The 26,992-nt window shown below is 43.0% G+C and carries 28 protein-coding genes and 1 pseudogene; 9 read left to right on the top strand and 20 right to left on the bottom strand.

The annotated features are described in order from the left end of the window. Positions 1 to 64: 64 nt before the first annotated feature. Positions 65 to 2,425, bottom strand: a complete 2,361-nt coding sequence (locus DPF91_RS03810; protein ID WP_117233089.1) for a Lon protease family protein — start codon at positions 2,423 to 2,425, stop codon at positions 65 to 67. A gap of 296 nt (positions 2,426 to 2,721) precedes the next feature. Here DPF91_RS03810 and DPF91_RS03805 point away from each other — a divergent pair, with 296 nt between their 5' ends. Next, positions 2,722 to 4,464, top strand: a complete 1,743-nt coding sequence (locus DPF91_RS03805) for a sensor domain-containing diguanylate cyclase (RefSeq protein WP_117233088.1) — start codon at positions 2,722 to 2,724, stop codon at positions 4,462 to 4,464. On the opposite strand, the gene DPF91_RS03800 is transcribed toward DPF91_RS03805, so the two are convergent. The 7 genes from DPF91_RS03800 to DPF91_RS03770 all read right to left on the bottom strand — a co-directional run bounded on the left by DPF91_RS03800 (position 4,461) and on the right by DPF91_RS03770 (position 14,292). Beyond that, positions 4,461 to 4,964, bottom strand: a complete 504-nt coding sequence (locus tag DPF91_RS03800; protein ID WP_117233087.1) for a hypothetical protein — start codon at positions 4,962 to 4,964, stop codon at positions 4,461 to 4,463. The two genes, DPF91_RS03805 and DPF91_RS03800, sit on opposite strands and share 4 nt — an antisense overlap. 58 nt (positions 4,965 to 5,022) lie before the next feature. Then, the gene (locus DPF91_RS03795) at positions 5,023 to 6,411 is read right to left on the bottom strand and encodes a sigma-54 dependent transcriptional regulator (protein WP_117233086.1); all 1,389 of its coding nucleotides are present in this window, start codon (positions 6,409 to 6,411) and stop codon (positions 5,023 to 5,025) included. A gap of 29 nt (positions 6,412 to 6,440) precedes the next feature. Continuing rightward, positions 6,441 to 7,841: a transporter gene (locus DPF91_RS03790; protein ID WP_117233085.1), complete on the bottom strand. Its 1,401-nt coding sequence runs from the start codon at positions 7,839 to 7,841 to the stop codon at positions 6,441 to 6,443. 95 nt (positions 7,842 to 7,936) lie between these two features. After that, on the bottom strand, positions 7,937 to 8,629 hold the full coding sequence (locus tag DPF91_RS03785; protein ID WP_117233084.1) for a hypothetical protein: 693 nt from the start codon (positions 8,627 to 8,629) through the stop codon (positions 7,937 to 7,939). Between the two features lie 10 nt (positions 8,630 to 8,639). Further along, positions 8,640 to 9,329 (bottom strand): C39 family peptidase, encoded by a 690-nt coding sequence (locus DPF91_RS03780; RefSeq protein ID WP_117233083.1) that lies wholly within the window; start codon positions 9,327 to 9,329, stop codon positions 8,640 to 8,642. A 57-nt stretch (positions 9,330 to 9,386) separates the two neighbouring features. Continuing rightward, entirely contained in the window at positions 9,387 to 13,682 is a 4,296-nt protein-coding gene (locus DPF91_RS03775; RefSeq protein WP_117233082.1) for a beta strand repeat-containing protein, read from the bottom strand. A 25-nt stretch (positions 13,683 to 13,707) separates the two neighbouring features. After that, positions 13,708 to 14,292 (bottom strand): hypothetical protein, encoded by a 585-nt coding sequence (locus tag DPF91_RS03770; RefSeq protein WP_117233081.1) that lies wholly within the window; start codon positions 14,290 to 14,292, stop codon positions 13,708 to 13,710. Positions 14,293 to 14,709: 417 nt separating this feature from the next. On the opposite strand from DPF91_RS03770, the gene DPF91_RS03765 reads away from it, so the two are divergent. Beyond that, positions 14,710 to 15,372: a response regulator transcription factor gene (locus tag DPF91_RS03765; RefSeq protein ID WP_164684028.1), complete on the top strand. Its 663-nt coding sequence runs from the start codon at positions 14,710 to 14,712 to the stop codon at positions 15,370 to 15,372. 122 nt (positions 15,373 to 15,494) lie between these two features. Then, the gene (locus tag DPF91_RS03760) at positions 15,495 to 16,073 is read left to right on the top strand and encodes a DUF1349 domain-containing protein (protein WP_117233079.1); all 579 of its coding nucleotides are present in this window, start codon (positions 15,495 to 15,497) and stop codon (positions 16,071 to 16,073) included. Here DPF91_RS03760 and DPF91_RS03755 read toward each other — a convergent pair. Then, a complete protein-coding gene (locus DPF91_RS03755; protein ID WP_117233078.1) occupies positions 16,070 to 16,939 on the bottom strand; it encodes an AraC family transcriptional regulator in 870 nt (289 codons plus the stop codon). The two genes, DPF91_RS03760 and DPF91_RS03755, sit on opposite strands and share 4 nt — an antisense overlap. 178 nt (positions 16,940 to 17,117) lie before the next feature. Here DPF91_RS03755 and DPF91_RS22240 point away from each other — a divergent pair, with 178 nt between their 5' ends. Together DPF91_RS22240 and DPF91_RS22235 are read left to right on the top strand one after the other, a co-directional pair. Then, positions 17,118 to 17,450, top strand: a complete 333-nt coding sequence (locus tag DPF91_RS22240) for a phytanoyl-CoA dioxygenase family protein (RefSeq protein ID WP_241033751.1) — start codon at positions 17,118 to 17,120, stop codon at positions 17,448 to 17,450. 174 nt (positions 17,451 to 17,624) lie between these two features. After that, positions 17,625 to 18,089 (top strand): phytanoyl-CoA dioxygenase family protein, encoded by a 465-nt coding sequence (locus tag DPF91_RS22235; protein ID WP_338116856.1) that lies wholly within the window; start codon positions 17,625 to 17,627, stop codon positions 18,087 to 18,089. 70 nt (positions 18,090 to 18,159) lie between these two features. On the opposite strand, the gene DPF91_RS03745 is transcribed toward DPF91_RS22235, so the two are convergent. Further along, positions 18,160 to 18,534, bottom strand: a complete 375-nt coding sequence (locus tag DPF91_RS03745; RefSeq protein ID WP_117233207.1) for a VOC family protein — start codon at positions 18,532 to 18,534, stop codon at positions 18,160 to 18,162. Between the two features lie 157 nt (positions 18,535 to 18,691). Between DPF91_RS03745 and DPF91_RS03740 the strand changes: the two genes are divergently transcribed. After that, complete coding sequence (locus tag DPF91_RS03740) at positions 18,692 to 18,829, top strand: hypothetical protein (RefSeq protein WP_117233077.1); 138 nt, start codon at positions 18,692 to 18,694, stop codon at positions 18,827 to 18,829. After that, a complete protein-coding gene (arfB, locus tag DPF91_RS03735; RefSeq protein WP_117233076.1) occupies positions 18,822 to 19,232 on the top strand; it encodes an alternative ribosome rescue aminoacyl-tRNA hydrolase ArfB in 411 nt (136 codons plus the stop codon). Before DPF91_RS03740 ends, arfB (DPF91_RS03735) begins: the two co-directional genes overlap by 8 nt. An 86-nt stretch (positions 19,233 to 19,318) precedes the next feature. On the opposite strand, the gene DPF91_RS03730 is transcribed toward arfB (DPF91_RS03735), so the two are convergent. From DPF91_RS03730 to DPF91_RS22315, 9 genes and pseudogenes are all read right to left on the bottom strand, one after another. After that, on the bottom strand, positions 19,319 to 19,507 hold the full coding sequence (locus DPF91_RS03730) for a hypothetical protein (protein ID WP_123766750.1): 189 nt from the start codon (positions 19,505 to 19,507) through the stop codon (positions 19,319 to 19,321). A gap of 68 nt (positions 19,508 to 19,575) precedes the next feature. Then, a complete protein-coding gene (locus tag DPF91_RS03725) occupies positions 19,576 to 19,797 on the bottom strand; it encodes a hypothetical protein (RefSeq protein WP_117233074.1) in 222 nt (73 codons plus the stop codon). Between the two features lie 226 nt (positions 19,798 to 20,023). After that, on the bottom strand, positions 20,024 to 20,590 hold the full coding sequence (locus DPF91_RS03720; protein ID WP_117233073.1) for a hypothetical protein: 567 nt from the start codon (positions 20,588 to 20,590) through the stop codon (positions 20,024 to 20,026). Beyond that, positions 20,587 to 21,558 carry an AAA family ATPase gene (locus DPF91_RS03715; RefSeq protein WP_164684027.1) on the bottom strand — a complete coding sequence of 324 codons (972 nt, stop codon included), beginning with the start codon at positions 21,556 to 21,558 and terminating at the stop codon, positions 20,587 to 20,589. Before DPF91_RS03715 ends, DPF91_RS03720 begins: the two co-directional genes overlap by 4 nt. Positions 21,559 to 21,577: 19 nt before the next feature. Beyond that, the gene (locus DPF91_RS22015; protein ID WP_164684026.1) at positions 21,578 to 21,718 is read right to left on the bottom strand and encodes a hypothetical protein; all 141 of its coding nucleotides are present in this window, start codon (positions 21,716 to 21,718) and stop codon (positions 21,578 to 21,580) included. 325 nt (positions 21,719 to 22,043) lie between these two features. After that, positions 22,044 to 22,601, bottom strand: coding sequence for a recombinase family protein (locus DPF91_RS03710; protein ID WP_117233071.1), 558 nt, complete (start codon positions 22,599 to 22,601; stop codon positions 22,044 to 22,046). Positions 22,602 to 23,108: 507 nt separating this feature from the next. Next, on the bottom strand, positions 23,109 to 23,825 hold the full coding sequence (locus DPF91_RS03705; protein WP_123766749.1) for a hypothetical protein: 717 nt from the start codon (positions 23,823 to 23,825) through the stop codon (positions 23,109 to 23,111). A 310-nt stretch (positions 23,826 to 24,135) separates the two neighbouring features. Beyond that, the gene (locus DPF91_RS03700; protein WP_277392889.1) at positions 24,136 to 25,287 is read right to left on the bottom strand and encodes a recombinase family protein; all 1,152 of its coding nucleotides are present in this window, start codon (positions 25,285 to 25,287) and stop codon (positions 24,136 to 24,138) included. A gap of 18 nt (positions 25,288 to 25,305) precedes the next feature. Further along, positions 25,306 to 25,674 (bottom strand): annotated as a pseudogene (locus tag DPF91_RS22315) (recombinase family protein); the annotation flags it as partial. Positions 25,675 to 25,845: 171 nt separating this feature from the next. Between DPF91_RS22315 and arfB (DPF91_RS03695) the strand changes: the two are divergent. After that, positions 25,846 to 26,199 (top strand): alternative ribosome rescue aminoacyl-tRNA hydrolase ArfB, encoded by a 354-nt coding sequence (gene arfB, locus DPF91_RS03695; RefSeq protein WP_117233068.1) that lies wholly within the window; start codon positions 25,846 to 25,848, stop codon positions 26,197 to 26,199. 91 nt (positions 26,200 to 26,290) lie between these two features. Continuing rightward, entirely contained in the window at positions 26,291 to 26,620 is a 330-nt protein-coding gene (locus DPF91_RS03690) for a 2Fe-2S iron-sulfur cluster-binding protein (protein ID WP_117233067.1), read from the top strand. 6 nt (positions 26,621 to 26,626) lie between these two features. Here DPF91_RS03690 and DPF91_RS03685 read toward each other — a convergent pair whose 3' ends face one another. After that, entirely contained in the window at positions 26,627 to 26,920 is a 294-nt protein-coding gene (locus DPF91_RS03685; protein WP_117233066.1) for a hypothetical protein, read from the bottom strand. Positions 26,921 to 26,992: the final 72 nt, after the last annotated feature.

The following is a 26,992-nucleotide window of genomic DNA, read 5'->3' as shown; positions in this document are numbered from 1 at the left end:
TCTATTTAGACCGCTCAGATAATAACAAGGCCGACATTCGTCGGCCTTGTTATTTGTCGGTGTTCTACTTTCTTAATGCATTAAGCTTCGCTTGTGCAATTCCAAAGATGGTATCAATCGGGTAACTTCCTTCATCACTCGACACGCCAGCTTCTTTACCCGTAAACAATTTCACGGCTTCTGTCACATGGTCGATTGCCCAGATACTAAACTCGCCTTTTTCAACCGCTTTGACAATGTCTGCGCGCAGCATCAAATTCTGAACATTAGAACGCGGAATGATCACCCCTTGTGAAGCGTGGCGCCCTTTGATAACACACACGTCATAGAAGCCTTCTATTTTCTCGTTTACTCCGCCAATAGGTTGAGATTCACCAAACTGGTTCATCGAGCCAGTAATCGCAATATCTTGACGATTTGGCTGCCTCGAAAACGCCGACACCACCGCACAGAACTCAGCCATACTCGCACTGTCACCATCTACACCACCGTACGATTGCTCGAAGGTAATGTTCGTCGTCAACGGAACACGTGCCGTTTTACCAAATACAGATGACAAGTAGGCAGATAAAATCATCACCCCCTTGGAGTGAATGCTACCGCCAAGGTCAACATTTCGCTCAATATCAATCACTTCGCCTTCACCAAAAGCGGTCGTTGCGGTAATACGGTTTGGCGCACCGAACATATGGTCGCTCGTTGCGAGTACAGACAATGCATTCACCTGTCCTACTGCTTCTCCTTCGGTTCGCATCAGCGTCGTGCCATTGGTAAAACTTTCCATTACGCTGTCTTGTAAGCGGCTCACCCTAAGCACTTGATTTGATAATGCTTGCTCTACATGGCTAGAACGAATCAAGTTTGATTTTGCGCTGCGTGCGACATAATTAGATTCTCGAAGTAGATTCGCAATATGCGCTGAATGAAGCGAAATCTTACCTTGGTTTCCTGAAATGCGAGAGCTGTGCTCAATGATGCGAGCAATGGCTTTTTTATCGCAATGCAGCATTTTATTGTCGTGCACGATGCTGGAGATAAAGCGCGCGTAATGCAGCTCTGAATCCGGGGTTCTGATCATCTCATCTTCAAAATCAGCTGTGACCCTAAACAGCTCGCTGAACTCTGGATCATAATGCTGCAGTAGTTGATAGGTACGATAGTCACCAAACAGAATGATTTTCACATCGAGTGGGATTGGTTCTGGATCTAACGAAACAGCGCCTGTCAGCGTGAGTTCTTTCTCAAGCGAAGTAAAACTAAGCTGTCTCGAACGCAATGCACGCTTAAGCCCATCCCAAACATAGGGCTGCTCAAGCACTTTCACTGCATCCATCAATAACACCCCGCCATTGGCTCGATGCAATGCACCAGAGCGAATCAATGAGAAGTCGGTAAACACGGTGCCTTTGAATGTCGCCGTTTCAATGTAGCCAAATAATGAGTGATAGTTAGGGTTCTCTTCCACTACGATCGGGAAGGCTTCCTCTTTTTGACTAACGAGAACGTTAACCTTGTAGCGACGCGGCATTTTTTTGTCTAAAGAGGCGGTCGCGATTTCTGCATTCTCACCACTCTCTTCAAGGAAAATGTCCGCATTCTCTACAATATCTTTTTGTAGTTCAGTGAGATAACGCTTGATGTCTGGGTAACCTGCATAGTCCTTTTTGAGCTGTTTAATAAAATGAGCAATGACATCTAGCGTCACTTCATCATTCAGTTTCTGAATCTTCTCACTATAGAACTCCTCCCACTCCGTTAACTCACGAACCATGCCACGCAATTTAACTTCGAGCTCATCAATTTTACTCCCAAACGCCTCCTGCTCTGATTCCGGTAATGCATCAAACGTTTCTTCAGTATGCTGCTCTTCACCGTTCATCGCGACGAACTGATAATCACCTTGAGTTGTTAGGGTCAAACTGATCCCACGCTCTGCGGCTTCCTTACTGATGACTTCCAACTCAGTTTGCTGCTTCTGAACAAGCTGATTTTTTAACTTATCGGCACGAGAGAAGTACATTTCGTTATCAAATGCAAGAGGCATCGCTTTTAGCAGCTTGGTAATCAGCTTATCGATGTCTTTCTTTAGCTGGGAGCCAACACCGACTGGAAGCTTTAACACTTTAGGCGTTCGAATATCATCAAAGTTCGCCACATAGCACCAGTCAAACAACATGTCACTTTCGTGCACATGTCGACTCAGGTAACGAAGGATCATAGTTCGCTTACCCAAACCGTTTTGGCCAATGGCATAAATGTTATAGCCTTTCTCTTTAATCGACATCGCAAACTCGACCGCTTTTTGCGCTCTTTCTTGCCCGACGATCTCATCGATAGGTGGCAACTCTTTTGTCGACTTACATGGCAGCTTTTCTAGCTCAGCCGAATGATAAAGCTGGCCTGGGTGTAATTGTTCTATCGCCATATACTGCTCTCGATTTTGGTGGTAATTACATTAACTATAGATGACTTCTATTTACATTTTAGTGACTTATCAGACAAACGGTTCCAATCGCTCAGCTTTTAACCGACCGAAGTTGACAAAAATTTCTAATATAAAGATGCAGATTTATGCAACATGTATCGCATTTATAAACATTGATTGCCAACAACATGACCGGGGTAACATTGCTGAGCGATGATACTGGGAAAAATTGAGGGGCTATATCAAACTTATCTCTCATTCATCTGCATATCAATCGGCATCTATTCAATATCAATATGAATAACGACACTGAACATCGTATCTTGCAGCTCCTCAGAACGCTTCCCTTTCTGTTGGTTCTTCTCTTTATCTCGCTTTTCTATTTTATAAATGTTAGTGACCAATCAAGCCGACTTGAGAGCTACCAAAGTAAGCTAATTGAAGAAACACTAGAAACACGTAAATCTGAACTTGCTCAACAGGTGACAACTACCGTTAATCAAATTGATTATGAGCGCAAGCAAACAGAGTCGGTTTTAAAGAATGAGATCAAACAGCGTGTCGACGAAGCACATAATATTGCTAAAGCACTCTACGAACAGAATAGTCTAGTCCAGGTCACCGACAGCAAGCAGATGATCGCAGAGGCACTCAGGCCAATTCGTTTCAATGAAAATCGAGGCTACTTCTTTATCTTCGATATGGAAGGCAACAATGTAATGCACCCTCTATTGCCTCATATCCAAGGAGAAAACCGTCTTTCAGCAAAAGATGCGCATGGTGTTGAGATTTTAAAAGAGCACATCGAGCTAATAAAACAATCAGATGACGGTTCTGCGTTCTACCGTTGGTGGTTTGCTAAGCCTGGGGAAATAGGTGAATTTGAAAAAATCGGCTACGGTCGTTACTTTGAACCCTTCAATTGGTTCATAGGAACGGGGGAATATATTGTCGAAGTTGAGCAAGCAATTCAAAAACAGCTCATCCACTGGGTTTCAACCATTCATCACGATCACGACGACAACCTGTTTATTCTAGATCGCGCAGGTAAAGTGATCGCACACAGCCAGCCTGAATTCATTGGTAAAGCCTTTCCAATGCTAGCCAACAAAGCGTTACTACAAATTGAACAAAATGGGCAAAACTCAGCCTTCATCCAACACACGAGTCACATTCATGAAATCGTTGGTGAGAATACAGAACTGCAGGATAAACTAAGCTTTGTCACTTTTGATGAGCCCTGGCAGTGGATCATTGGTTCTGGTATCAAACTTAGTGGACTTGAGGCAGAAACGGATCTTTTAGTTGAGCAACTACATAAACAGCACAACTCCGAAATCATCAATATCACGCTCATTTTGCTACCACTGGCAGCACTACTATCACTGTTCTCTTTTGCCTTAAGTCAGTACCTAAGTAAGCGATTTAAAAGCTATCAATTACAGATTTCGCAGCACTTCACTCAGCTTCAAAGCCAAAAAGAGCAGCTTCGTTATCAAGCTGAGCATGATGGCTTAACTGAACTACCAAACCGCACTCGTTTTGAAAAAGTGGCCAAGCAGCACCTTCTTCACGCTCATGCTCAATCCGGCAACGTCGCCGTATTCTTTGTCGATGTGGTTCATTTTAAGAGAATCAATGATCAATACGGTCACCAAGTTGGTGATGAAGTCATCAAGCAGGTGGCGAAACGCTTTCAGTCTGTTTGCCCTGTAAACGCAATTGTAGCGAGGTTTGGGGGGGATGAATTTGTTTGGAGCATTCCTTTCCAACGAGAAGGAGAAAGCTCTATCGAGCCGTATGTTCAAATGATCAACGGTTGTTTGAATGAGCCAATGGTAATTAACGACACCTCATTCGAGATAAAAGTCACCACCGGAGTAGCTGTCTACCCGAACGACAACCTAACCATGAAAGATCTTATGGCTCATGCGGATATGGCACTCACTTATGCTAAACAAAAGAGAAAGGGACAATACGCTCTCTACAACCAAAGCATTAATGATGAGCTGTTCCAGCAGTTGGAACAAGAGAACTAAAAGCCACCCGCCCAAGCATCAAACTCATCAATATTATCGAGCTCTGCTTGAGTTTTTGGCGCAGGATAGTACGGCAACCTCAATAGCTTTTCACTTGGCTGAAGCTCCCACTCTGGCGTCATTTTTAGGCGAACCAATTCAGAATCCAAAGATTTCTTGAGGAACATGTAATATCCGTCAGTATGAGTATTTGCATAGCTTGCAATGAGGTATATCTCACCAGAGGGTAACTTAACCTTTCGACCCAGTGGATAGAGTTGATGAAGTGCAAAACTGACTTCAGCATCCTCAGTAATACCTTGTCTAAACTTGGTTAAGCCGATAACCGTTGATGTCTCTCTATCTCGCCATCCAGTAAGAAATAAGCCCGCTTTCGAGTCCTTGAATGGCTGCCCAATAATCTTACCTTCATTAGTAATAAACTGAACCTTCAGTTCATCCCCATTTTCTTCAAGGATTGATAAAAATTGCTCACCGGTTTTATCTGCTAAAAGCTTCATACCCACTACTCACTGACTACTCTAAAGGGTTAGAACGCGCAATATAGCATAAGGTAACCTAAGATTGGTATTCAAAGTCGCTTGGCTTTTTGCGAAGGTATTGTAGAGCCGTATTGAGGTCATGCTTTTTGAGTAGCCTATACATAGTCGCACGAGAAACTCCCAGTAGCCGCGCCGCATCTACCACTGTGCCACCACTATTCCTTAGTGCTCTCAACAATTGCTCTTTTTCAATGGAATGAGAGTGCGATAGCGCATTAACATCAACGGTACTCAGCTCTAGAAGCTCAGAGGAAATGAAATCACCTTCACACATCAATACCGCGCGCTTAATAACGTTGATTAGCTCTCGAACGTTACCAGACCATCCATGTTTGAGCATAACTAACTTGGCTTCCTCACTGAACTCTAAGGGCAAGGAAGAAAACTCTTCAACAAACTGATGCTTAAATTGCTCGGCGAGGAGCAAGATGTCGTCACCGCGCTCTCTCAATGGCGGCGACGTTAATGTCACGACATTGAGGCGGTAATACAGGTCTTCTCTGAACTTACCCTGTTCAATCGCTTGCTCTAGATTGACATGAGTAGCAGCCAACACCCTTACATCTACTTTCTGAGACTTATGGCTGCCTAAACTATCAATCACACCTTCTTGGAGAAAGCGCAGCAAGTTAGCCTGTTGGCTCAAAGGCAAGTCGCCAATCTCGTCTAAAAATAACGTACCTTTGTCAGCTAAAGCCACTTTCCCTGGCTTAGCTTTATTTGCACCAGTAAAAGCGCCTTTTTCATGACCAAACAGCTCTGAATGAACCAAGTTTTCATTCAAACCACCACAGTTCACCGCGATAAAAGGGTGATTCTTCCGTTTAGAGGCTTGATGTAAAGCACGTGCAATCAATTCCTTACCCGTACCACTCTCACCACGTATTAGTATATTCACGTCCGCCGGCGCTACTCTCAATATCTGACGATTCAAAGCTACTATCGGAATAGATTGACCACTAAGAGCTCCTGCCTGGTGTTCAATAGAGCTTGATGAAGTCCCGGGCTTTGCTCTTGTCGTTTCAAGTTGAGCTATCCCAACTTGATGACCTAAAGTCTTACTCAATTCATATTCTGGAAGCGGGCTGGTATAAAAGTCGACACAATAGCGAGAGATACAACCCAATTCATGAGTGGTCAGCTTGGCACGTTGCTCTTTGTCTAGATAAGCGATAATTCGCAAGCTAGGATGGTGCCTCGCAATAGCTTCAAGCTGAGTCAAGTTAAGGACGTCACAAGAAAAGTCGATGACCAAAACCAACCTCTCCGCTTGGTGAATAGGCAACTCATTGGCACTCAGTACTGGCAAAACCTTATAACGCCATTCATATTTACACAGGAAATCAGACCAAAGAGCGAAATGGCTGCTTAATACAATGATTGAAACCGAACGGTCTTGTTTCATAGTTAAGCCTTATTTTGGATTCATTGTTATTAGAAACGATAAGGAAAACGTACGCTCACAGCATAGTCTGCAGCATCATCACTTAGTCCAGAGCTCACCTGTGTCACCATACTGAGATTCTCTGTAAGTGCCATGGTCGAACCTATACCCAGCGTGGCGTTATTGGTATCACTACCTGTTACGTCAACCCAACTACCTCCTCTTAGACGTTGTTTCGACTCTTTACTCATCGATTGACTGAAGTTCAGCGCTAAACTCATTCGTTCACTAATCGCAAAAGCAACACCGATACCATAATCCCAAGAATCGCCTAGTTTAACGTAACCTTCTTGATCACCATCTGCGCTACTGATATCAGAGAATTTTTGTTCAAGTTGATGAGTGTAATTAAGGTTGAGGAAAACGATCGCTGGATCGTAAGTTTTGACGATGGATATTCCAGTACCTAGCCCCCATACACCGCTTCCTGTCGGTAAAGAGTCTGGTGTATTGAGATTGCCAGAATCAGAACTGCTGGTTGCGATGCCGTACGGGTCTTCCCCTGTTGGAGTGGTGACACGAAAATTCCAAACTAAGTCAGGGTAGTCTTCAGTTTCTTTGAGTAGTCGGTAATAAACACCAGCGCTGATGTCACCGATCCCTGAACTATCCACCTTACCGGACTCTAAACCATCACTGGAGTTGTTTTGTCCCACCGTTTGATAGTCTGTCCAGCGATAAATCGTCGGAACCACTAACTCTACTTGCCAGCGATCATTGATCGTGTATCGCCCAGTAAAATCAACATTAAAGGTATTTGAACGGACTCTATCTAGATTGATGTCACCCAAGAAGATTGAATCGAGTGCTAAGAAGCCACTTAACGTGAGATCTTTTCGATCAAAGTAGCTATAGCGAAAAGCTGTTTCGACCGTCAGCTTACGGGTGAAGACATTACCCGCTTCTTGATAAACATCTTCAGCACTTCGGCTCCTTGGGGCCGACTCCTGAACCTCTGGCTCCCTCTTTGCGATAACTTGAGGTTGATTAGCCTGAGTTTCCGGGCGAGGCGGAGTTGGCGCTGTCACATTTTGTTGAGCATTGACCTCAACGGGCTCTGGAATTGTAGAAGACGTACGCTCAGCTTGCTCTTTCAACTGCGATTGCATCTCAGCAGAAACACGATTGTTCTTATTAACTAAGGTTTCGATGTTACCTTGATGATCAATCAAAACTTGTTGGTGATTATTAACCGCTTTAATCACCTGTTGCATAACTTGCTGTTGTTGCTGAATTTGAGCCTGTAGTTGAGCGTTTATTTGTCTTTGTCTTTCTAATTCTTGTGCCACTGTCGTTGTTTGAACCTGTCCACCTTCTGTGTTTGCTAATACCAATGAAGGGGCAAGGCCTGTCAGCGTATAGCCGAACAGTACTAGCGAATTCCTTTTCATTTTCACTCCGATGTATGAAACTCGCTAAATATTAGACGCTACTTTCCTCATGAGCAGTCTCATGAGTGAGACACTGGGTATCTAATTCTTTCTTACTACTTCAAACCTTTTAGTAATGAATGATTTAAGCCTATTGATTTATTTTTGGACCAAGATTTGGGTAGTGCGATCTCCATCAACATATAATTGTTCACCACGAGGTCATTCCCAGAGAGGTGAATCCCCTGATAAGCACCTTTTGATGTTGTAAGGCTTCTGATCTCTTGAATCGCTACACTGCTCTCGCTCAAATTGACCTGATAGCCAACTCTCACCTCGCCCTGACTCGCATCTATCGATTGATAGTAATCAACATTCGAGCCATCGTTTACCGACTGTTCGCCTTGCGTAATATTATCCGTAATTGCCGCGTAATTTGCACCTTGGTTACCGTACCCTTCAATTTGTATCAACTGCACCATACCACCACCTTGTGTATGAGCCTGAGTAGGCGTTGTCGATCCAAGTGTACCGTTAGGTTTTATCTCAACCGTCGGTGTCAGTGTTCCAGCACTTTTACTTATAGCGATATTCATTCCAGCAGAGCCGTTGGTCTGCCCATCACTCCAATGCGTTAACATCTGAACACCGAAGTAGAGGTCTTCACTGGCTTGGGAAGCGCGATACTTACCACGCATATGAGAGAGTTGCTGTTCTTCAACCAAGGTTGCTTGCATCGATTGCCAATCAACACTCGCAAAACTAGGAATAGAGACAATGCTAAGTAACGTCCATAGTTTGTAATTCATAATCGGTTCCTTAAAACAGCTCCGCTGCTGTAAAACCAAAATCCATTAAATTAGAAGCCGTAACCGGTGCAAATTGATCATCAAGTGATCGCACCGTAACCGGAGGGGAAGGCATCGTCAGTGGAGACTCTTGATCATAACCTTGTCCAACAATCGCTAACACAACGCCCTGCCAACCTTGCTCAAACTGCTCCATAGATAAAATCAAGTTGCCAAGTGCTGGATCGGCAAGGTAAACATTGCCATCTTTATCAACACGCTTAAGGACAACAAAATGACGATAGCCACGCACATCTAGCAGCACAATGGTAGGAATAGGGAGTTCAACCAACTTATCCGGAGGAATGTTATAACCTTGCACTCTTAAACCGAGTACACGCTCGACGTAGTTCTTGATATCAAGCATAGAAAAACCTAACTGCCTTGCAGTCTGAGCATCAGATACCTGAAACATGCCATGCATTACCTGCTCTTCATTGGTATCAAAGTTATAGCCATAACGAAGAAGCGTTGCGAGCGAAGCCGCACCACAAGAAAAATCCGTTTCTTGCTTAACGATATTAAGAAACTTACGCTCCTTAATACTCACCACTTCTTTCTCCATCGAACCCACACCCGGTACCAAACCATCGAGTACTACGCGAGCAGCCGATAGCTGAAAAGAAGCAAGCACGAACAACGTCAGTAGATAATCTCTCATAACACACCCTGTTGATAAGATGCCCTCCGAAGAGGGCATAATGATTTACTACTTAGTTTAGTTGCCACGAGAGGCAACAAGTGTCACATTGTTGCTTTGGAGGTTACCTACACCGGCCGCAACGTTGACACCGATAACACCGTTTGCACCCATATAGCCACCATCAATTGAAGCGTAGTTGCCCAAACTTTGGAACTGGCTATTAGTACCACTTCCATTGACATCAGAAACAGCAAAATTAGTTAACTGAACACTTTCCACACTATAGTCTGTAAAGCCTTCAAGCCCACTTACATTCACGGCACCTGCGTCTTGACGAGTTTCAGCTCCATTTGCCAAGCTACCTTGGACATTAGCCGCAGAAGCAAGTGTCGCATCGCCGTTAGTGACTTGCATAGCTACGTTATTTGATTGGCCATTACCGACACCCACTGCGATATTGGTACCTATAACCCCCGAAGCACCTGTAAAGACATTACCACCGAGCGTTGCTGTATATTGCCCTGGGACAGAGTAGTCAACTTCATTGATGACTGAAAGTTGAATATTAAGCGCTCCTGTTGACGCAGTTGAGGCATCGTTTTCAGAAACCGCGACGGCAACATTGTTGGTTTGAGCATTCAACTGTCCCGAGGCGATATTTACACCTAAGATACCGTTTGATTGATTGAACGAATTATCAAGTTTTGCAGTATTTTGGAAATCTTCTAACGTTACAGTCATTGGTGTACCAAGGCCACGATTTGAACCATCATTTGCTCCTTCATCCAAATTTGCACCAATCAATTGAGCATTACCAGCAACCGCTACAGACTCTACTGCTGACTCGTTAACAGATAATGCTGCACTGTTAGCTTGTAAGTTAGCTTGTCCAGCCGCGACGTTGACACCAATAATACCTTTTACAGAATTGTTAAATGAACCCGTAATACTCGCTTCGTTACTGTATGATTCATAGAGTGCGATATCTACTCCATCGGATTCTTGAAGGCTGAGCGCAGCTGTCGCTACACTTCCTAATGTCGAACTTGCATCGGAATCTGAAGCAAGTGCTGCGTTATTTGCTTGCGCATTCGCCTGACCTGCCGCATTGTTAACACCCACAATACCTGTAACACCATTAAATGAACCAGTCACTTTTGTAGTGTTCTCAAAGCTCATTGCAGTGTCATCATCACCAATCAAAAAAACATCACTACCAATGACTTCCTGCTCATTAACTGCAAGCACACCAGCAACGTTTGCAGAGGATGCATTAACGCCTGTTACGTTTAAAGGGGAAATATCACTACCTCCTACAGAAGAATTGGTTAGGGCTACATTGTTTGCTTGCGCGTTAAATTGACCTGCAGTGCTATTCACACCAACAACGCCAGAAACACCGCCAGTGAAAGAGCTATCGACAACCGAAATGTTAGTCGTTGAGCCTAGCTGTTCTTCATCTTCGGAACTCAAACCAGCTAAATTTTTTACAATTCGTTGAGTATTTACTGCCTCTACGGTTCCTAAGCCTGTACCGTCTGCACTTCGCGATCCTGCTGTAGAATCTGCATTATCAACCTGGACACCGATAGCAAGGTTGTTTGCTTGAGCATTCGCTTGGCCTGCTACGCTGTTCGCTCCCAACACACCAGACACACCAGACACACCACCATTGAAAGAGCCTGAAATAGAAGATGAATTAACTATCTCAACCATGCTACCGTTACCAATTACAACATCATTTCCTAGGGCGCTTCGTCCTCCAACATTCTGAGTATTATCTGATGAGATAATACGCATTCCATTAGCTGTACCAGAAACCGTATGATTTGATAGGGCAACATTATTGCTTTGAGCATTTGCTTGACCTGCGGCAGAGTTCACACCTGCAACTCCGGAAATACTACCAGTAAAAGAACCACTCACAATTGCGTTGTTATCTATGGCTCCATCCGATTCATCACCTGTTGTTGTAGTGTTGAGTTGCACTGTTTGCGTATTCTTGGCAGATAAAGCTAGTTCATCAGCATCGCCAACATCTTCATAATCTGCAAATGCAACATTATTGCTCTGTGCGTTTGATTGACCTGCACCAATATTGACACCTAGCACTCCTGTCACTGAACTAGTAAACGAGCCATTGATTTTACTGTCGTTATCAATCATCCCATCTTCTGAAGCGAGTACAATGTTCTCAGATATAGTTTGGTTATTCTCCACACCAGCACTTACTGTACTGCCTTCCGTACGGTCGCTATAAGTTGCAATTGCCACATTATTACTTTGCGCGTTCGACTGCCCAGCGGCAACGTTAACCCCAACTACACCCTTCATATCTCCAGCAAAATTAGTGTCAATAGAAGCTCTTGAAGTTAAGTCGATAGCACCAAGCTGATGCTCGTCAGAGGGCAGTTCCTTATTTTGTAGAGTAATAATTTGAGTATTATCTGCCTCTAATGTGGTTGTATTTGCATCACCGAGTACTCTACTTACAACGACATTATTAGCTTGGGCGTTATTTTGACCTGCAGCCACGTTTGCCCCTGCAATACCAGACGCAGTTTCAAATGAGTTGCCCGTTATTGTTGCATTGTTCTCATTGAAGTAGCCTTCAGAATTAGTTTCATCCAAATCAACGCTATCTGCCGTTAGAGTACTAACCGAATTATTAGTAACCGTTTGAGTTGAACTTGCGGCTATCTCATTCATTTCCATAGTGTCTTGGCTACCTTGGTCATCCACCCAACCGGCAACATAACCTACCGCAGTTTGGTTTGACTGAGCATTTGCTTGGCCAGCAGCAATGTTTGCTCCGATAACACCACGAGCACCGGTAAAGGCTCCACCTTCAAGATTAGCGTTATTTTGTACTTGCCCTGGATAGTCAGCTCCGTTCTGAATTTCGGAACCGTATGTTTGTACTAGATTGTTACCTGATATGGTCTGTGCTGAGTTTGCACCGATACTAACTTTATCTACAGGACCGTTGCCATTTGGCTCCATTACAGATAGCGCAGCATTATTTGCTTGAGTATTTGCTTGCCCAGCTGTTACGTTGGCTCCACCGATACCTTTAAAGTCCCCAAAGCTCGATGAATTGATAGATGCCGTGTTATCTGAAGGGTTTAAAGGATCAGGGATTGGATCATTTTCGGTATTACCAACATTGTTTGTGTAGGTAATATCATTATTTTGAATTGTCTGAGCACTATCAGAATTTACAATCACTGAAGTAACCACGTCATCACTAGTAGCTTCAACTCCTAGTGCAACTACACCCAGTGACACATTATTGCTTTGCGCATTTATATCACCAGCAGTAATGTTAGTACCAACAATACCACTTGCACCGATAAATGAATTAGATAGGTCAGCAGAGTTATCCTGGTAACGTCTTGGTTTACCATCTACAACGACCACATTGCCATCAACCTTCTGGCTATTATTACTAGAGATTGAAATCTCCGTTGCTTCTGTAAACCCATCAAGCGACTGTTGAGCATTCGTATTATTGGGTAGTTCTGTTAAAGGAACTCCTATTTCGATTTCTTCTACTACAACATTATCATTCGCAAGAGGATCATTAGGATCACTAGTGTAATTTGCATCTGCGCTTACATAATTAGCTAATGCGACAGAGTTTGATTGTTGGTTCGCCATACCTGAAGCAACATTTACACCAATGACACCTGCAGCACCAATATTAAACGCTGCATCTACTTTCGCCACATTATCTGGACCTAAAGAGTTAATATTATTGCCTTCCGAATCCGCATTATCATTTCGACTAAGGCCGCCAATCTGCTGGGTCGATTGGGCCTCTAAGGTCAGCACACCAGCATCTTCAGCATTCCCCATTGCCACATTGTTTGCTTGTAGGTTAGATATACCTGCAGCGACATTGACACCAATCAAACCAGACGCACTCGCAAATGGCGAACTAACAATATTATTATTTTCTACACTAACAATTTGCGCTGTATTATCTCCATCTCCCCCTTTATCTCTTGTTGACGTCAAGTTTTCGCCTGAGCTTCCTTGTAAAGATTGAGCACTAACACTCGCATCTTTCTTTGCACCTGAAGACTCAAGACGTGCGGCAATAGAAGCATTGTTGCTGCCCAGGTTATAATAACCTGCCGAAGTATTCGAATGGATAATACCAGAGGTTGCATTGAATGCATTTCCAGAGACCTCAGCCTCATTGGCGATGTTGGTACCTTCGATATTTTTAAAGTTAATATTGACATTATTATCGGCAGAAACTTGAATATTTTCAGCCTTCACGTCCAGGCTAGCCGCATAAGCCGGCGACGACAATATCGCACCTATCACGACGGCTAAGGGCACCTTATTCCATTGTTTTTCCATGGTAATCTTCCTCATCTCTAAGAGATCAATTTAGGGTTGTTGGCATTTGAAAGGTATTTCGCGCGGTATTGCCAGAACCGGCGATTTGGCTCATTTGAACCACCCCTGATGCACCACTTAAAGCATTTGGAGAGAGTTCAACAGAAAGGTTTTCTTGGGATATGGCTGGAGATTGACCCGAGGCAGATGCCCTTTGGTCACTCAAGTCGAACGATACATAGCCCGCCAAACTGTCGGGGCTAAACATCACAACGTTATGCTGATTGTTGGCGTCACCTGCAGCCAACTGAATACTGATATAACCGCTACTATCGTTAAAGGCTTGGCTTTGAACCTCTACTTTGGCGCTGTCTAGTTGTTGCGACACACCTTGATTCACCACAACAACCAACTGACGTGCCTTGCCCTGAGAGTGAACAAAGTTTGAGCTTTGATTGTTGTTATTCCCAGCCGCCACGTTAACCGCAACGATTCCCTCGGTTTGAGAGAAAGCCTTTTCTCCCAGCGTGACCAAGTCAGAAGCGAAGCTCTCTGTAGAAATAAGAGCAGTAGTAAGAGCACAAATGACTGAACACGTGAGCCCTAGGCGAATATTTTTAGTTATTATCATTCAACTAGCCATCGTTGTTTTTTCACGAACATGGTTAACGCAAACGATGTGCCAGAAGTTGCCTAACGATTAATCAATAAGTTAACTTAACTTTAGAGTGATTGAATGTCTCAAGTGATACAGAGAGTGTCTCAATCCATGAGACAAGGGCGACATACGGTATTAGTTTTTTCTCCCTTAATGTGGCTTTCAATCTTCAGAACAAAGCCATAAAACGTAGTGTTGTGAGAGCTCAAAGTAGTAATTCTTCATACTACTTTTCAATAAAGTAAAATTATTTTTCATATAAATCAACAAACTAACTATTTATCGCACTTGGTCCATATCACATTTATAGAAAGAGCACCTCAGTAACAATGGAAGAGTGTCGTTTTGTTGCTAGGCTCATGAAGGGGGTATACCAATGGAATGGGTCGTATGATTAACACTCAACATCAAATACTACTTCTTGGCGAAGAAAGTATGGTTACACGCTTAGTAGAGCAGCAACTTAAACAAGTAAGCTCGACAGATGTCATTCTTAAGTCAACCAAAGAGCTACCAAGCTTTTATCAATTGGAAGAAGAGTTTTTAATTCTTTTGGATTACTCAGACATCCATAATCTGATACCTAACGACTTGAGATGCATCGATAGGCATAAACATATTGTCTACAACGTTCCTAAGAATGCTTCATTGGGAATGTTCGTCCAATGGCGCGGGATCAAAGGTTTACTCTTCAAGAGCTCACCAGCTGAGCACCTAAACAAAGCGGTAGAAGAGGTGCTTGATGGCGGTATGTGGTTACCGAGAGAACTTTTGAACGCAAAACTCGAACGCTACCGACAGGTTTCGTTGCCTTATGAAAGTTCAGTATCCATGCTGACTAAACGCGAAAGGCAAATCTTAGATAAGCTTGTCCTTGGCTACAGTAATCAACAGATTGCGAGTGAGTTCTTTCTGGCAGAGAGCACAGTCAAAACCCATATCTATAAGCTGTACAAAAAGATTGGTGTTAGCTCGCGAAGCGAAGCGATTTCTTACGTATCTCGGGCACATGAATCTGCGGACGTTTATGCCATACATCCCGAATCACTTTAAAAGATTAGTCCTTATCATGTTATTCTCAAAAATGATTTGAGAATCATTCTTGCACCTGCCTAATACCGATACGCATCAAAATGCTTTAGTATCAATACACAATATTGATACGAGGCAACCCTATGTTTTCACTTCACTCTTCTGATGCACACTGCGCAAACCTTTCTAACTGGACGATCAAATCAGAGGTCAAAGAAGATTGGTCTATCGTTGATGGTGCTCTGCATATGTGTGTTCAGGAAGGGAACATCTGGGGAGGCTGGTACCAAGAAGTCTGCAACACGTTTGTCTATCCACATATCTCCGGGCAATACAGCGCTGAAATTCATGTAACGCTGACGCCAAGACTCACCTTCGAACAGGCTGGTCTCGGTATCTATTGGGACAACGCCAACTACATCAAGATCAGTAAAGAACTGTTCGATGGCAAGCTATCTCTTGTTTTTGTGACTGAACAAAAAGGTTCTCCAAAGGTGAACCAACGTATTGATTATCAAGATGAAAGCGTTGATATAAAGCTAGAGAAGTCAGACGGGAAAGTCACCGCTTTTTATCGCACAAACAAAGATTCTCAATGGATCACTATTCAATCTGTCGATGCGCTAGCAGGAGAAGAGGAAGGCTTGATGCTGTATACCTTTAGTGGTGATAAGAGCCAACCAAACGAAGCGGTATTCAGAGATTTGAGAGTTTCGAGTTAATAAGCTCTTTCGAACTTCGTCCTAAACTCCTTCGGTTTCATCTGTTTATACTTTAAAAACAGACGATTGAAGTTCGACAAATTGCTAAACCCAGACATCTCCGCGATCAGTGCAATAGGTTTATCGGATTGGATTAGCAGTGAGCATGCCTTACCCAAGCGTACCTGAGTGATGTAATGGCTAACGCTCTGCCCCATCGTCTTTCTAAAAAAGCGCCGCAGAGTGCTTTCGCTCATCCCCACTAACTCTGCTAGATCAGACAGCATGATGCTCTGAGTATAGCCAGCGTGAATTCGCTCAAGTAAAGAACCAAGTAACCGCTGTTCGCGTTTATCATTGTCCAACGAATACTGAGCTTGTTCAGCTAAAATAGGTTCAGCATCCAGTTGCTGCCTAAGTTTATCCAATATTTGTAACAACAGCGCCAACCGCTTGGCCGCACATGCCTCGTCTAGCTGTAAAAACAGAGGGAGTATGTCTTTCGCGACCTGCGGAGAGAAATGCAGCCCTCGCATTGCCAGTTGCATCATTGGCTTAATCGGTTTGCACTCAGGAAATAATCGTGTGACATCATCTAACCACTGCATATCAAACCACAAGACATAAACCTTCTGCCTTTTTTGTTGATTGACACTGACACGAGACTGCCAAGTATGCGGTATATTGGGCCCTAGCAAGACCAAATCTAAATCGGCATACTCAGAAACTGTACCGCCGATATAACGCTCTCCTACGCTGTTTAAAGTAAGCGTTAACTCAAACTCAGGGTGGAAGTGCCATTCGAATGGGATCTCCTCTAAACGACGTATCAGTAACTGCCACGAACTGTCTTTGTCGTACTCTACTTTTTCAAACTGCGCCTTCATTAACAATACAAACCATCTACACAAATACATAAATTCGACCAAAAAGTATCATTAATTGCTCAACTTGTATCACCAAACGCCTATATTTGTTGCCAGAATGTGATCAAGCAGAAAGCTCGTCTGTTTATAACTCTATCTATTTATAACTATAAAAATCAGCCCTACATAAGGATTCCACATGAAGAATAAATACGGTTTTGGTGACAATGCTCCTGGCAACAACAGTGTCTCCAATATCAATTCAGCACAATTAAAAGATATTAAAAAGCAGCTACCACTTAAACAGCTAACCCAAGAGCAGTTCGACTTTTGGCAGCACAATGGCTACCTGGTGATTCCACAGATCATTTCTCCAGAGGCTGTAAAACGCTCACAAGACTTCTTGTGGGAGTTCCAAGAGATGGATTCGAATAACCCCGAGACTTGGTATCAAGCACAGCGCCGAGACCACGCGATGGTAGAGCTAAACAACTCTGGCATGGTTGAGTGTTACAACAACCAAGTATTGTAGGACAACCGCCAGAACGAGAATGTCTACAACACCTTCGCCGATATTTGGGACCAAGAAGAGCTTTGGGTAACGATAGACCGAGCGAACTTAAACCCACCAAATAAATCAGGTCGTGAGTTTGGTGGTTTCATTCATTGGGATGCGGATTCGTCTTTAGATCCGCTACCCGTCAACGTGCAAGGAGTGTTAGCTCTATCAGATACTAATGAAGCCGCGCAAACGGGTGGGTTTCAGTGCGTACCAGAGCTCTACCGCCAACTTGAAGAGTGGCGCAAAACACAACCGGAAGATCGCGACCCTTATGTACCCGACCTATCCGGGTTTGATGTGGAGTTCATCGAAATGAAAGCTGGTGACCTATTGATTTTCAATAGCTTACTTCCTCACGGTATTCGCCCAAACCAATCGAATCAAGTTCGCATGGCTCAGTATATTTCCATGGTGCCAGCTGAAGAAAACAACGATACCATTCGTGATTGGCGCGTGAAGTCATGGCAAGAAAGGCTCGCACCAGAGGGGTTTGCGTTCCCTGGTGACCCTAGAAACTGGGAGCAAAATAAATACCCACGTGCAGAACTAACACAACTGGGTGAGAAACTACTCGGATTAACCAAATGGAAGGTAGCTGAAGAAGCGTAAACGAACTTGAACTTCATCTAACAAGGCCTCTTGCATTCATAACCAATGCAAGAGGCATTTTTCTTCTGATTTAAGCCATAGAGTGAAGACCAATCATATTCCCTTCACTATCGGCAACAACCGAGATAAAGCCGTGTTGACCGATGGCGAATTTGGGATGCACAACCTGACCTCCAGCACCATCAACTCTCGCCTCTTCAACACTGCAATCTTCACAGGAAAAGTAGACCATAGTACTGTTGCCACCTGCTGACACATTCTCCATTTTTGCCAAGGCACCGGCCGCTCCATAACTCTCCATAGAAGATGGGAATAGCCACATCTCCACTTCCATCTTGCCATCACTCTCAAGTAACTCTAGCTTGGTATCAAAAACGGTTTGGTAAAAATTGATCGCTCTCGGCATGTCGTCAACGTAGATTTCAAACCATCCAACTGGATTCATCATAAGTGGCCCCTTCTTACTATCATTAACACCTATAAAGCTAGCTCATGATGTGAGTTTTGGCTGTCAGGAAGCTGCGACATTACCTATTTTATCCGTTGTCATTAAGCCTAAAGTTACCTAAGATCGCACCTCTTCAACCTCAAAGGATCAACCAATGCTGCAAATTTCCAACAAAATCACTCTGCAAGCATGGGAGATCCAACTAACCGCAATACGTGCCCAAGGTGCTGGCGGTCAGAACGTCAACAACATCTTTTCCATACTAGAACCACAAAGAACTACTCATGCTTAAAATCTCAAACAACGTTGAACTAGCTGAATGGGAAATTGAGCTAACGGCTATCAGAGCAATGGGCGCTGGTGGACAGAAAGTAAATAAAACGAGCACAGCCATACACTTACGTTTTGATATCAAGCGGTCTACTTTACCTCAATTCTACAAAGAGAGACTCTTGGCTCTGACCGACTCTCGGATCACCAAAGACGGCGTTATCATAATCAAAGCCCAACAGTACCGAACCCAAGAACAGAACCGAGAAGACGCACTAGAGCGCCTCAAACAGCTTATATTGTCAGCTACTGTAGTACAGAAAACACGTAGACCAACCAAGCCCACAAGAGCCTCACAGAAGCGCAGAGTAGACGCAAAGAAACGGAAATCTCAAACCAAATCTTTAAGAGGTAAGGTGCAATAAAAAAAGGGAGCAACAAGGCTCCCTATTCTAACGCGGATTATTTGTAATTTGCTTACCTTTATCGCTTATATAGCGGGCTTATAGCGTTAATCAAATTTGTCTTTCAACGCATCAAATAGCGCCTTTTCAAGATCTTCTCTTGACTCATTCGATGGCGTAGTAGCCTCAGATTCTATGTATTGTTTGTCATTTCCAAAGCTTAACATTTCTTTGAGAATCGAGAACTTAACCTTGTCATCTTCAGTTGAACGGTAAAGCGTTTTCAACTCCTGCATAGGCATTAAATCGTCTTTTAGTAACAAGAGCAATGACGCTTTCGATGGCTTTTTCTGCTAACTCGTAATTAATCATTTTGCACCTCCAGAGTAGCTAGAGCGGTCTTACGCAATCTTACGGATTTGCGCTTGCCTTGGTGACGCAAAGCGATGATGCCTTGTTTGTTGGGCTGTAGGATTACATGTGTTGATTTGTTTCGATACAGTTGGCTAGACGTATGTACTTCATAATTCGGATAATCTTCAACAGTTACCCAATCGCCAGTATCCTTATAGAGCGTTTCACGCATCTGCTCGAAGTTGACTTGGTACTCATCCGCTAGTTATTGAATAACGCGCGTCATGCGTTGTTTTACTTGATCGTTGTATTGCATATTTTCTCCCTGCCTCACGGCATTAAGTTATTATATTGATACCACCCAAATTCGTGGGAGCAAGTTATTGTTTTTCAGTTCCGTTACGCAAGCCTTTACGCCTATAAGAATTAATGCGTAAGTGCGTAATGCTAAGCAGTTGCTAGGTTTCTTCATACTCACCGTTGTCGACATACTCAACCGAGACATCTAAACAGCCTTCAAAAGCAGTTTCAAATTCTGTAACGGTCATAAACTCAACCCCATTTGCTTTGCCTTTATTTAAGACTTTCCGTTGGTAGTCCGTATCAATAGCGTGTTTGTCCAGTTTAGGGTCAACCACAACAACACGGTCATAGTGACTTTTCATACCTATCATTTTGTAAACTGAGTGATTCCAGCCCATCGTTGCAGCAGCATAAGCAGCACGCTGTTTAGCATTTCCCCAGCTACTCGCTAGATAGTCCGCTTTCTTCTTTTCGGCTGCTTGCTTACCACCCCTTGCACCGTCCGTATTCAGCTTGTTACCGTGCTTGTACTCAATCAGGCAATAGTTACCGTCCCAATCAATAACAACGTGGTCAGGCACAACCCCGTGCCCTCCCTTCCCGTTTTCATCGGTATCTTTCCAGCTGCTATCCATTCTCTCAGTGTTCTGGACTAACCCCATTTTTTCAGCGAACGCTTGCTCACCAGCACTGTTCCAGTTTGTTGAATTTGAATTTTTCATTGAGCAGCATTCCCCAGTTCACCAAAGACAGGGGTTAAATCTTCCCAGTTACCAGCTATCGCGTTGTTGAAATCTTCCTGTGTCCAGAACCCATCAAACAGATACTCACAAGCATCCCATAATCTTCGATTCGTAACGTTGTTGCCTAACCCTGCCTCGACCATTTTGTTAATCTTCAAACGCTTCTCACGCTTGCCTGTTGCGTCTCTACGTCTGTCAGCACTCAGCATTTCATAAACCGCATTCATCTTGCCTTGATCTCTTTCTGCCTGTGTCATTCTTTGCAGCTTGCCGTATTCAGCAGTGTAGAAAACACACTCTTGAACCCAATCACCCCAAGCAGTATTTCTAGATTTCATACCATGCAATTGTTTGTACTCACTTCCGCTAATCCCTATGGTTCTATCAAAAACCGTAATCGCATTTGTTGAGCCTGAGTAAGTAGGGTTTTCGCTTTCGCTCTTGTTAGCATGATGGATAACAAGCACTGAACAACCAACACTTCTCAAAGCAACGACCAGCTTGTTGACATCTCTCCAACTCTCAGCGGAATTCTCATCCACCAGCCCAAAAAGGACACGAACTGAATCAAGCACAACAAGATCATAATCTCGAGCAATTTCGATAAGATGTGCCCGCTGTTCAGCTTCCGTCAAATCAATAACCTCTTCGTTGACCTCACTTGCTATGTAATCAATATTCCCAAGCTCGCTGACCTCATTAGGGTCAACTCTTGAGCCAATCGAATTAGTGCTCATCTCACCATCTAGATACAAAACCTTCTGGTTTGTTGCTGCCTTCTGCCCTAGAAACTCTCCTTTGCTGGTGGCTAGGGCCTCTACCAGGTTGTAGCTAAATAAACTCTTACCAACGCCTGAGCCAGCAAAGACCATCATTGTCTCGTTCTTGTCCCATAGTCCTTCGACTAGTGGCTCTCGTTCTGTCATTCCAGCTACAATAGTGCTCATCTTGGTTTTCTTGAAAATGTTACTGAGTGTTGTTGCCATTGGTGTTACCTCGCTGTTGGGGTTTTAGAGTTTCAGAAAGTAGGTCATTGACTACTTTGCTCGGTGTTTGGTTCTTGTTTGTTGCCAGTTTCGAAATCACTTCTGCCAAATCTGGCTTCATTGCTATTCTCAAATTAAATCCTTGTTTTAAATGATTTTTATTTATATGAACATGATACTAATTACACACCAATAGTGACGTAAATTTGTATGCCATTAACCCTGAAATTAACACTCAAAGTCAGTTGGCCAATAAACGTAATTCCAGGACTTACCACACCCAACCTCAGCTAATAAAAAAAGCCATTCTATAAATCGTTACGCAAGCCTTTACGCCTATAAGAATTAGTGCGTAATTGCGTAATACCCAAACATAGGCACAAAAAAGGGGCTCTAGTAAGAACCCCGTTGAACAGCTAGATTTCCGTCAATTGGATATTTGATTTCTAATTCCAGTGTCTTTTGATCGTGCTCAGGCTCTTCCCAAGCTGCTTTGATACCTCGACTTGTGTTAAGCCTTTTTGTTTTGCTTCCTGAACCATCAAGCGTGTAGCAACAGCAATAGGCCTACCGCCTAGACTCCTGCCCTCTGCCCTTGCCTTTGCTCTGCCTTCCTCGCATCTCTCAGCTATTCGGTTACGCTCGAACTCAGCAACAGCAGCCATCACCTGAACCTGCAACTTACCAGCTGGACTATTCAAATCCATCAAGCCTAAATCAACCGAGACAACACTAATCTGTTTTTCAGCTAGAAGTTCCAACGTGCTCATGACATCAATCATATCTCGCCCTAGGCGGTCTAGTTTCATCACCACCAATTGGTCTTGAGCTTCCATCTTAATCAGCAACTCTTGGAAACCAGAACGGTCTTTGGCACAAACAGCACCACTCACCTTTTCACAAACAATTCGATGTTGCTCTATGCCTTGTTCAGCTAACTGTTCGGTCTGCACTTCCAAATCCTGTTCGACTGTTGAAACTCGACCATACCCAAATTTTCTCATGCTATCGCTCTCCATTAGCTGTTCGACAAAGCCCTTTGCTCTTCAAGTTCTCTGCTTTGGTGTCATATTGATACCGTCCACTTTAGCAAGGTATCATTAACAATCAAATACTATGTTGTTAACACCTCTTTCAGCTATCAAATTTAGGGGGCATTTAGATGTAAGTTGATGACACCTTTTAATACCGTTTTCTACTACGTATTTGGAATTACGCAAAGCATTACGCCTATAAGAATTGATACGTAACTGCGTAACCAGTTATAGAGTGTGGTTTACCTATCTTTTTAGGAAAAGCCCAATAGAAAGTTAGCTCTTACACAAATTACAGATTTGAACTTACGTCTCACCATCACATCTTCGATTTTCTCACAGCTAAAAGCGCTAAGAGCACTTCCCCTTTTTCAGCTAAAGCGTTTACGCTATATCTCCGACACCCTGAAACCCCAAATCTATTTGAAACATACAAAAACAAATAAACCGCCTTTCGACGGTTTACAAAATGGCAAATTACTCTTTGCTTTTAGCTAATTCCAAAGTTCCATTTAGTGTATTATTTCTAGATAAAAAATCGTAATAGATGACAAAGTGCTCTCCGGTTTTCCATTCTACCCCACCTAATAAAGCATCAGTAGAATCAAAGACATCCTCGTAAGTAGTACCGGATTGATCTTTATAAACAACTTTTAGAGATACCAAATCAGTGTTAGTTAACTCATAGTTATGAGTCGTATACTCAAACCCCTTTTCATTAAAGACAGGTACACCGTTTGAATAGTGAGTTTCTGCCGTAAGAGTATGACCTGATTTAGAATCAATACCTGTCAACACGGTCTTTTCTAAGTAATAACCCGCATCAATTACACTTTGATTAGCAACAAGGGTGAAAACAGCATAATCAGATGGTATACCCATGTCTGTAAGAAAAATCTGGTTCTCACCAGATGACACTTTCTGCTTACCTACAACAGGAGTGACAGTTGACCAGCTCACAGCAGGTGTTGCGTTTGGGTCTTCCTGATAGCTATATTTATTTGCGTAAAAATAAGTATCACCTTCATCTGTATTGACCGAGTACTCTTCAGAATAAAAATCATGGTATGCCGTATAATTCAAATCTAAAAGGGAATCTTCCCAATAACCGTGTTCAGATCCTTCATCTATTCTATTTTGTATTATGGACAATCTATTATTCGTAGCATTAACCTTTACCCAAAAATCGTTCAATCTCAAACATATATAATCGTATTCGCTGCAATATTGACCAATAGTAACTTCGGGGGTGATAGACTTCTCTAATCCATACCCAAATACAGAAAAAGTGATATTGGGGTCTTTATACTCTTCATTGCCTCCCCCACTATCTCCACCGCCACATCCAAATTAAGACATCGACATCAATAAAGCAAAACTTACCTTTTTCACTAGTTCATCCCTAAGATTAAAAATTCTGGAGAAATTTAATTGGGAATGAATTTATTTACTTATCATTTCACGCCAAGAATAAAAATAACCACACTACTAATACGGACAATCGCTAGTTTCTCGTGACTTTATACTGCTCTATCAAAGCTAGTTTCTCTGCTGGTGTAAGTTCAATTTTTGGTTCATCTGACCAAGCAAACCAAATGTGCCTTTTGTTGGTATTTTGTAAAGCAGTAGGCGCATCAATGCTCTTATACATGCACTTACTTTGTTGGTAGCCAAGAGCTATAAAGTAATGCAGAACCTTACCATTTTCAGAGTCAACTCGAGTCATTTCAAAGTAATCAAAGGTTTGGTTAATAATGTTTTTAAGTTCAACTCGAGCAGAGATATTCTCTTGTAAGTCTCCACTAGAAAAAGCCAAATCGATCAACTTTAGAGTTTCATCCATACTTTGCCGCTTGTTGCCTAAACCCTTACTACTTTCGAGCTCTTTAATACGATTATTGTGCTCTACAAGGTTCTCTGACAATTGATTTATTTTATTTAATACCAATGGGTTAGATAAATCTTCATTTATACTAAGCAAGCTCTCCAGAGCGTTTTTATCAGTTTCAACATCAGCACGAATAGACTCTATTTGCTTATCAATTTCAGCATTCTTCTCGTTCGGATCCACCCAGTGCAAGTGAAACATGGGGCTAAGAAAGTACTGTTTTAACCATTTTTCAAAAGCATCCATTTGGATGGCTCTCTGCGAACACAACTGGCTTCGATTCCCAATACACTGCAAGTAAAATCGTTGACGCTTTTTGACCAAACTTAAGTACTTACCACAACTACACTTACCTACATCCCTTAGTATGTTTCGATGCGTTGTAGTAGAACCACCTTTTTGGGTTTTGTATTTTTTGAGCCTCTGATTTATCTGGATTTGAACTCGACTAAAGAGATCATCATCAATAACTCGAGGGTAGTAATCTAGAATAGGCTCTCCGATAGGAGTAGCAATTTTGTTTGAAACAGTATTAGGTTGGTATTCACCTAAGACACTGCGGCTTCTCAACAACTTGCTAATTGTTGAACCATTCCAACCTCTACCTGTTGGACTTGTTACTCGCTCTTTGTTAAGCAAACCTGTTATCGAGTAATGCCCTAGCCCCTCAGCAGCCAAGTCAAAGATACGCTGTACAACACCCACATCCTGATTACTTTTAAAGCCGTCATTAGTTCTATCAAGCCAAAATGGTGCTTTGCTATGCATTGATTTCTCAGCACGCTTTTTAGCCCAGACAGCCTGTAGTCGCTTCGATTTGGTCTGACTCTCTTCGTTTGCGCGCTGCATGGTAACACCCGCAATAATAAAGTCAGTAAACTCAGATTCGCTGTCATTGGAATACCTGCGATTATCAACCAGCGTAACAACATCTACGTAATCTAGAAGCGCCCACAATTGCATCATTGCTGTTTTCATATTTTCTCGGCTAAGCCGATCTAAAGACTCCACCAATAGCACAGCGTCCTTTGGAATTTTTCCTTGCTCACAAGCCAACTTGAATTGCCCCAATCCAGCATCTTCTTTTGAGTTACTCCCTGTCCAAGCACTGACACCAAGATCTTCGAAACTTTGGCTACTCAACTCCAAACCATGTTTTTGGCAATAGTCCTAGGCCAACTTTGTTTGTCGCTCGATACTCATGCCTTGAGCTTGCTGCTTACTACTGAATCGCTTATAGGAAAAGGCTATCATTGCTATATTCTCTTGGTGTTTTAGCTCTTATAGCACGTTGGTAAAGAAGAAAATTACCATTTAACGCCTGCTATAATCTTTCGGGGTTATAGTAAGCAAGACAGTAAGGTCTCCTCTGCAATACACCTGCAATTTGATATCAAACACTCTACGTTGCCAGCAGTTTACAAAGAAAGATTACTGGCCCTGAGTGACAGTCGGATCTCTAAGCTGGGTGTTATCACTATCAAGGCTCAGCAGTATCGAACCCAAGAACAGAATCGAGAAGATGCGTTGAACAGGTTTGCGGAGCTTATTCGTTCCGCCATGGTTGAGCAAAAGAAACGTCGAGCGACTAAGCCAACTAGGGCATCAAAAGAGCGCCGATTAAAGGCAAAAGGTATGAAGTCTCAAACAAAATCGATGCGTGGCAAGATTTCTTACTAGAATTCTAAGATTTCTAGCTGAACTCGAATTAATTTGTCGTCTTTATCCAAACTCGATCGTCTTATCCAGTAAAGCCCCATTGAGTATAAATATGGGCCTATTTTCTTTTTCGAGCATCGAGGTTGATGGTCAACAGACCATCATTAATGCCGCTGACAACAATTTAGTTGAGGTTGCTCAACATCTAAAGATCAACATTCCTGCGCCTTGTTTAAAGAACAGACGACGGGATGGATGCTGTAAAGCATGCTTGGTTGAGATTGATGGTAAACGTGATTATGCCTGCTCCACCAAACCCAAATCGGGAATGAAGGTGACGGTACGCACTAAAGAACTTGATAACATAAGAAAAACGTCCATCAAGCAGTACAAACAAAACATAAAGGACGGAAACACGGATGCCTGTGACTGCTCTTGTTGAGCCCTTCTAGCTCGTCATGTACATGACCCACAACCAAAAAGCGAGCAGAGTAATTGTCCAAGCTGCATAACGCACTTTATCGCGTTGTTTCTGCTCTGCACGCAACTTACTTGCCCTGCCAAGTGGGGTAAGCGCTTTTTCTTTTACCGCTTTAAAAACCTCTTTGGGTTCTGGACGATTTCGCCGGCGCTCAACAGCTTCGTTCGCGACTTGGGTATAGCGATGGCGTTGATCGGATGTGAAATCGAGCTGAGGATCATAAGGCTTGTGAACATCATTATGTTTACGCTGAACCATCATACTACCTCCCAAAATCACCTTTACTTACCTAAGTATATGTCACCATTAACGAATTGCTGTATTCCGTAATCT

Source organism: Vibrio maerlii (assembly GCF_003415655.1).
Taxonomy (GTDB): domain Bacteria; phylum Pseudomonadota; class Gammaproteobacteria; order Enterobacterales; family Vibrionaceae; genus Vibrio; species Vibrio maerlii.
This window is presented reverse-complemented; position numbering and strand designations above follow the sequence as displayed.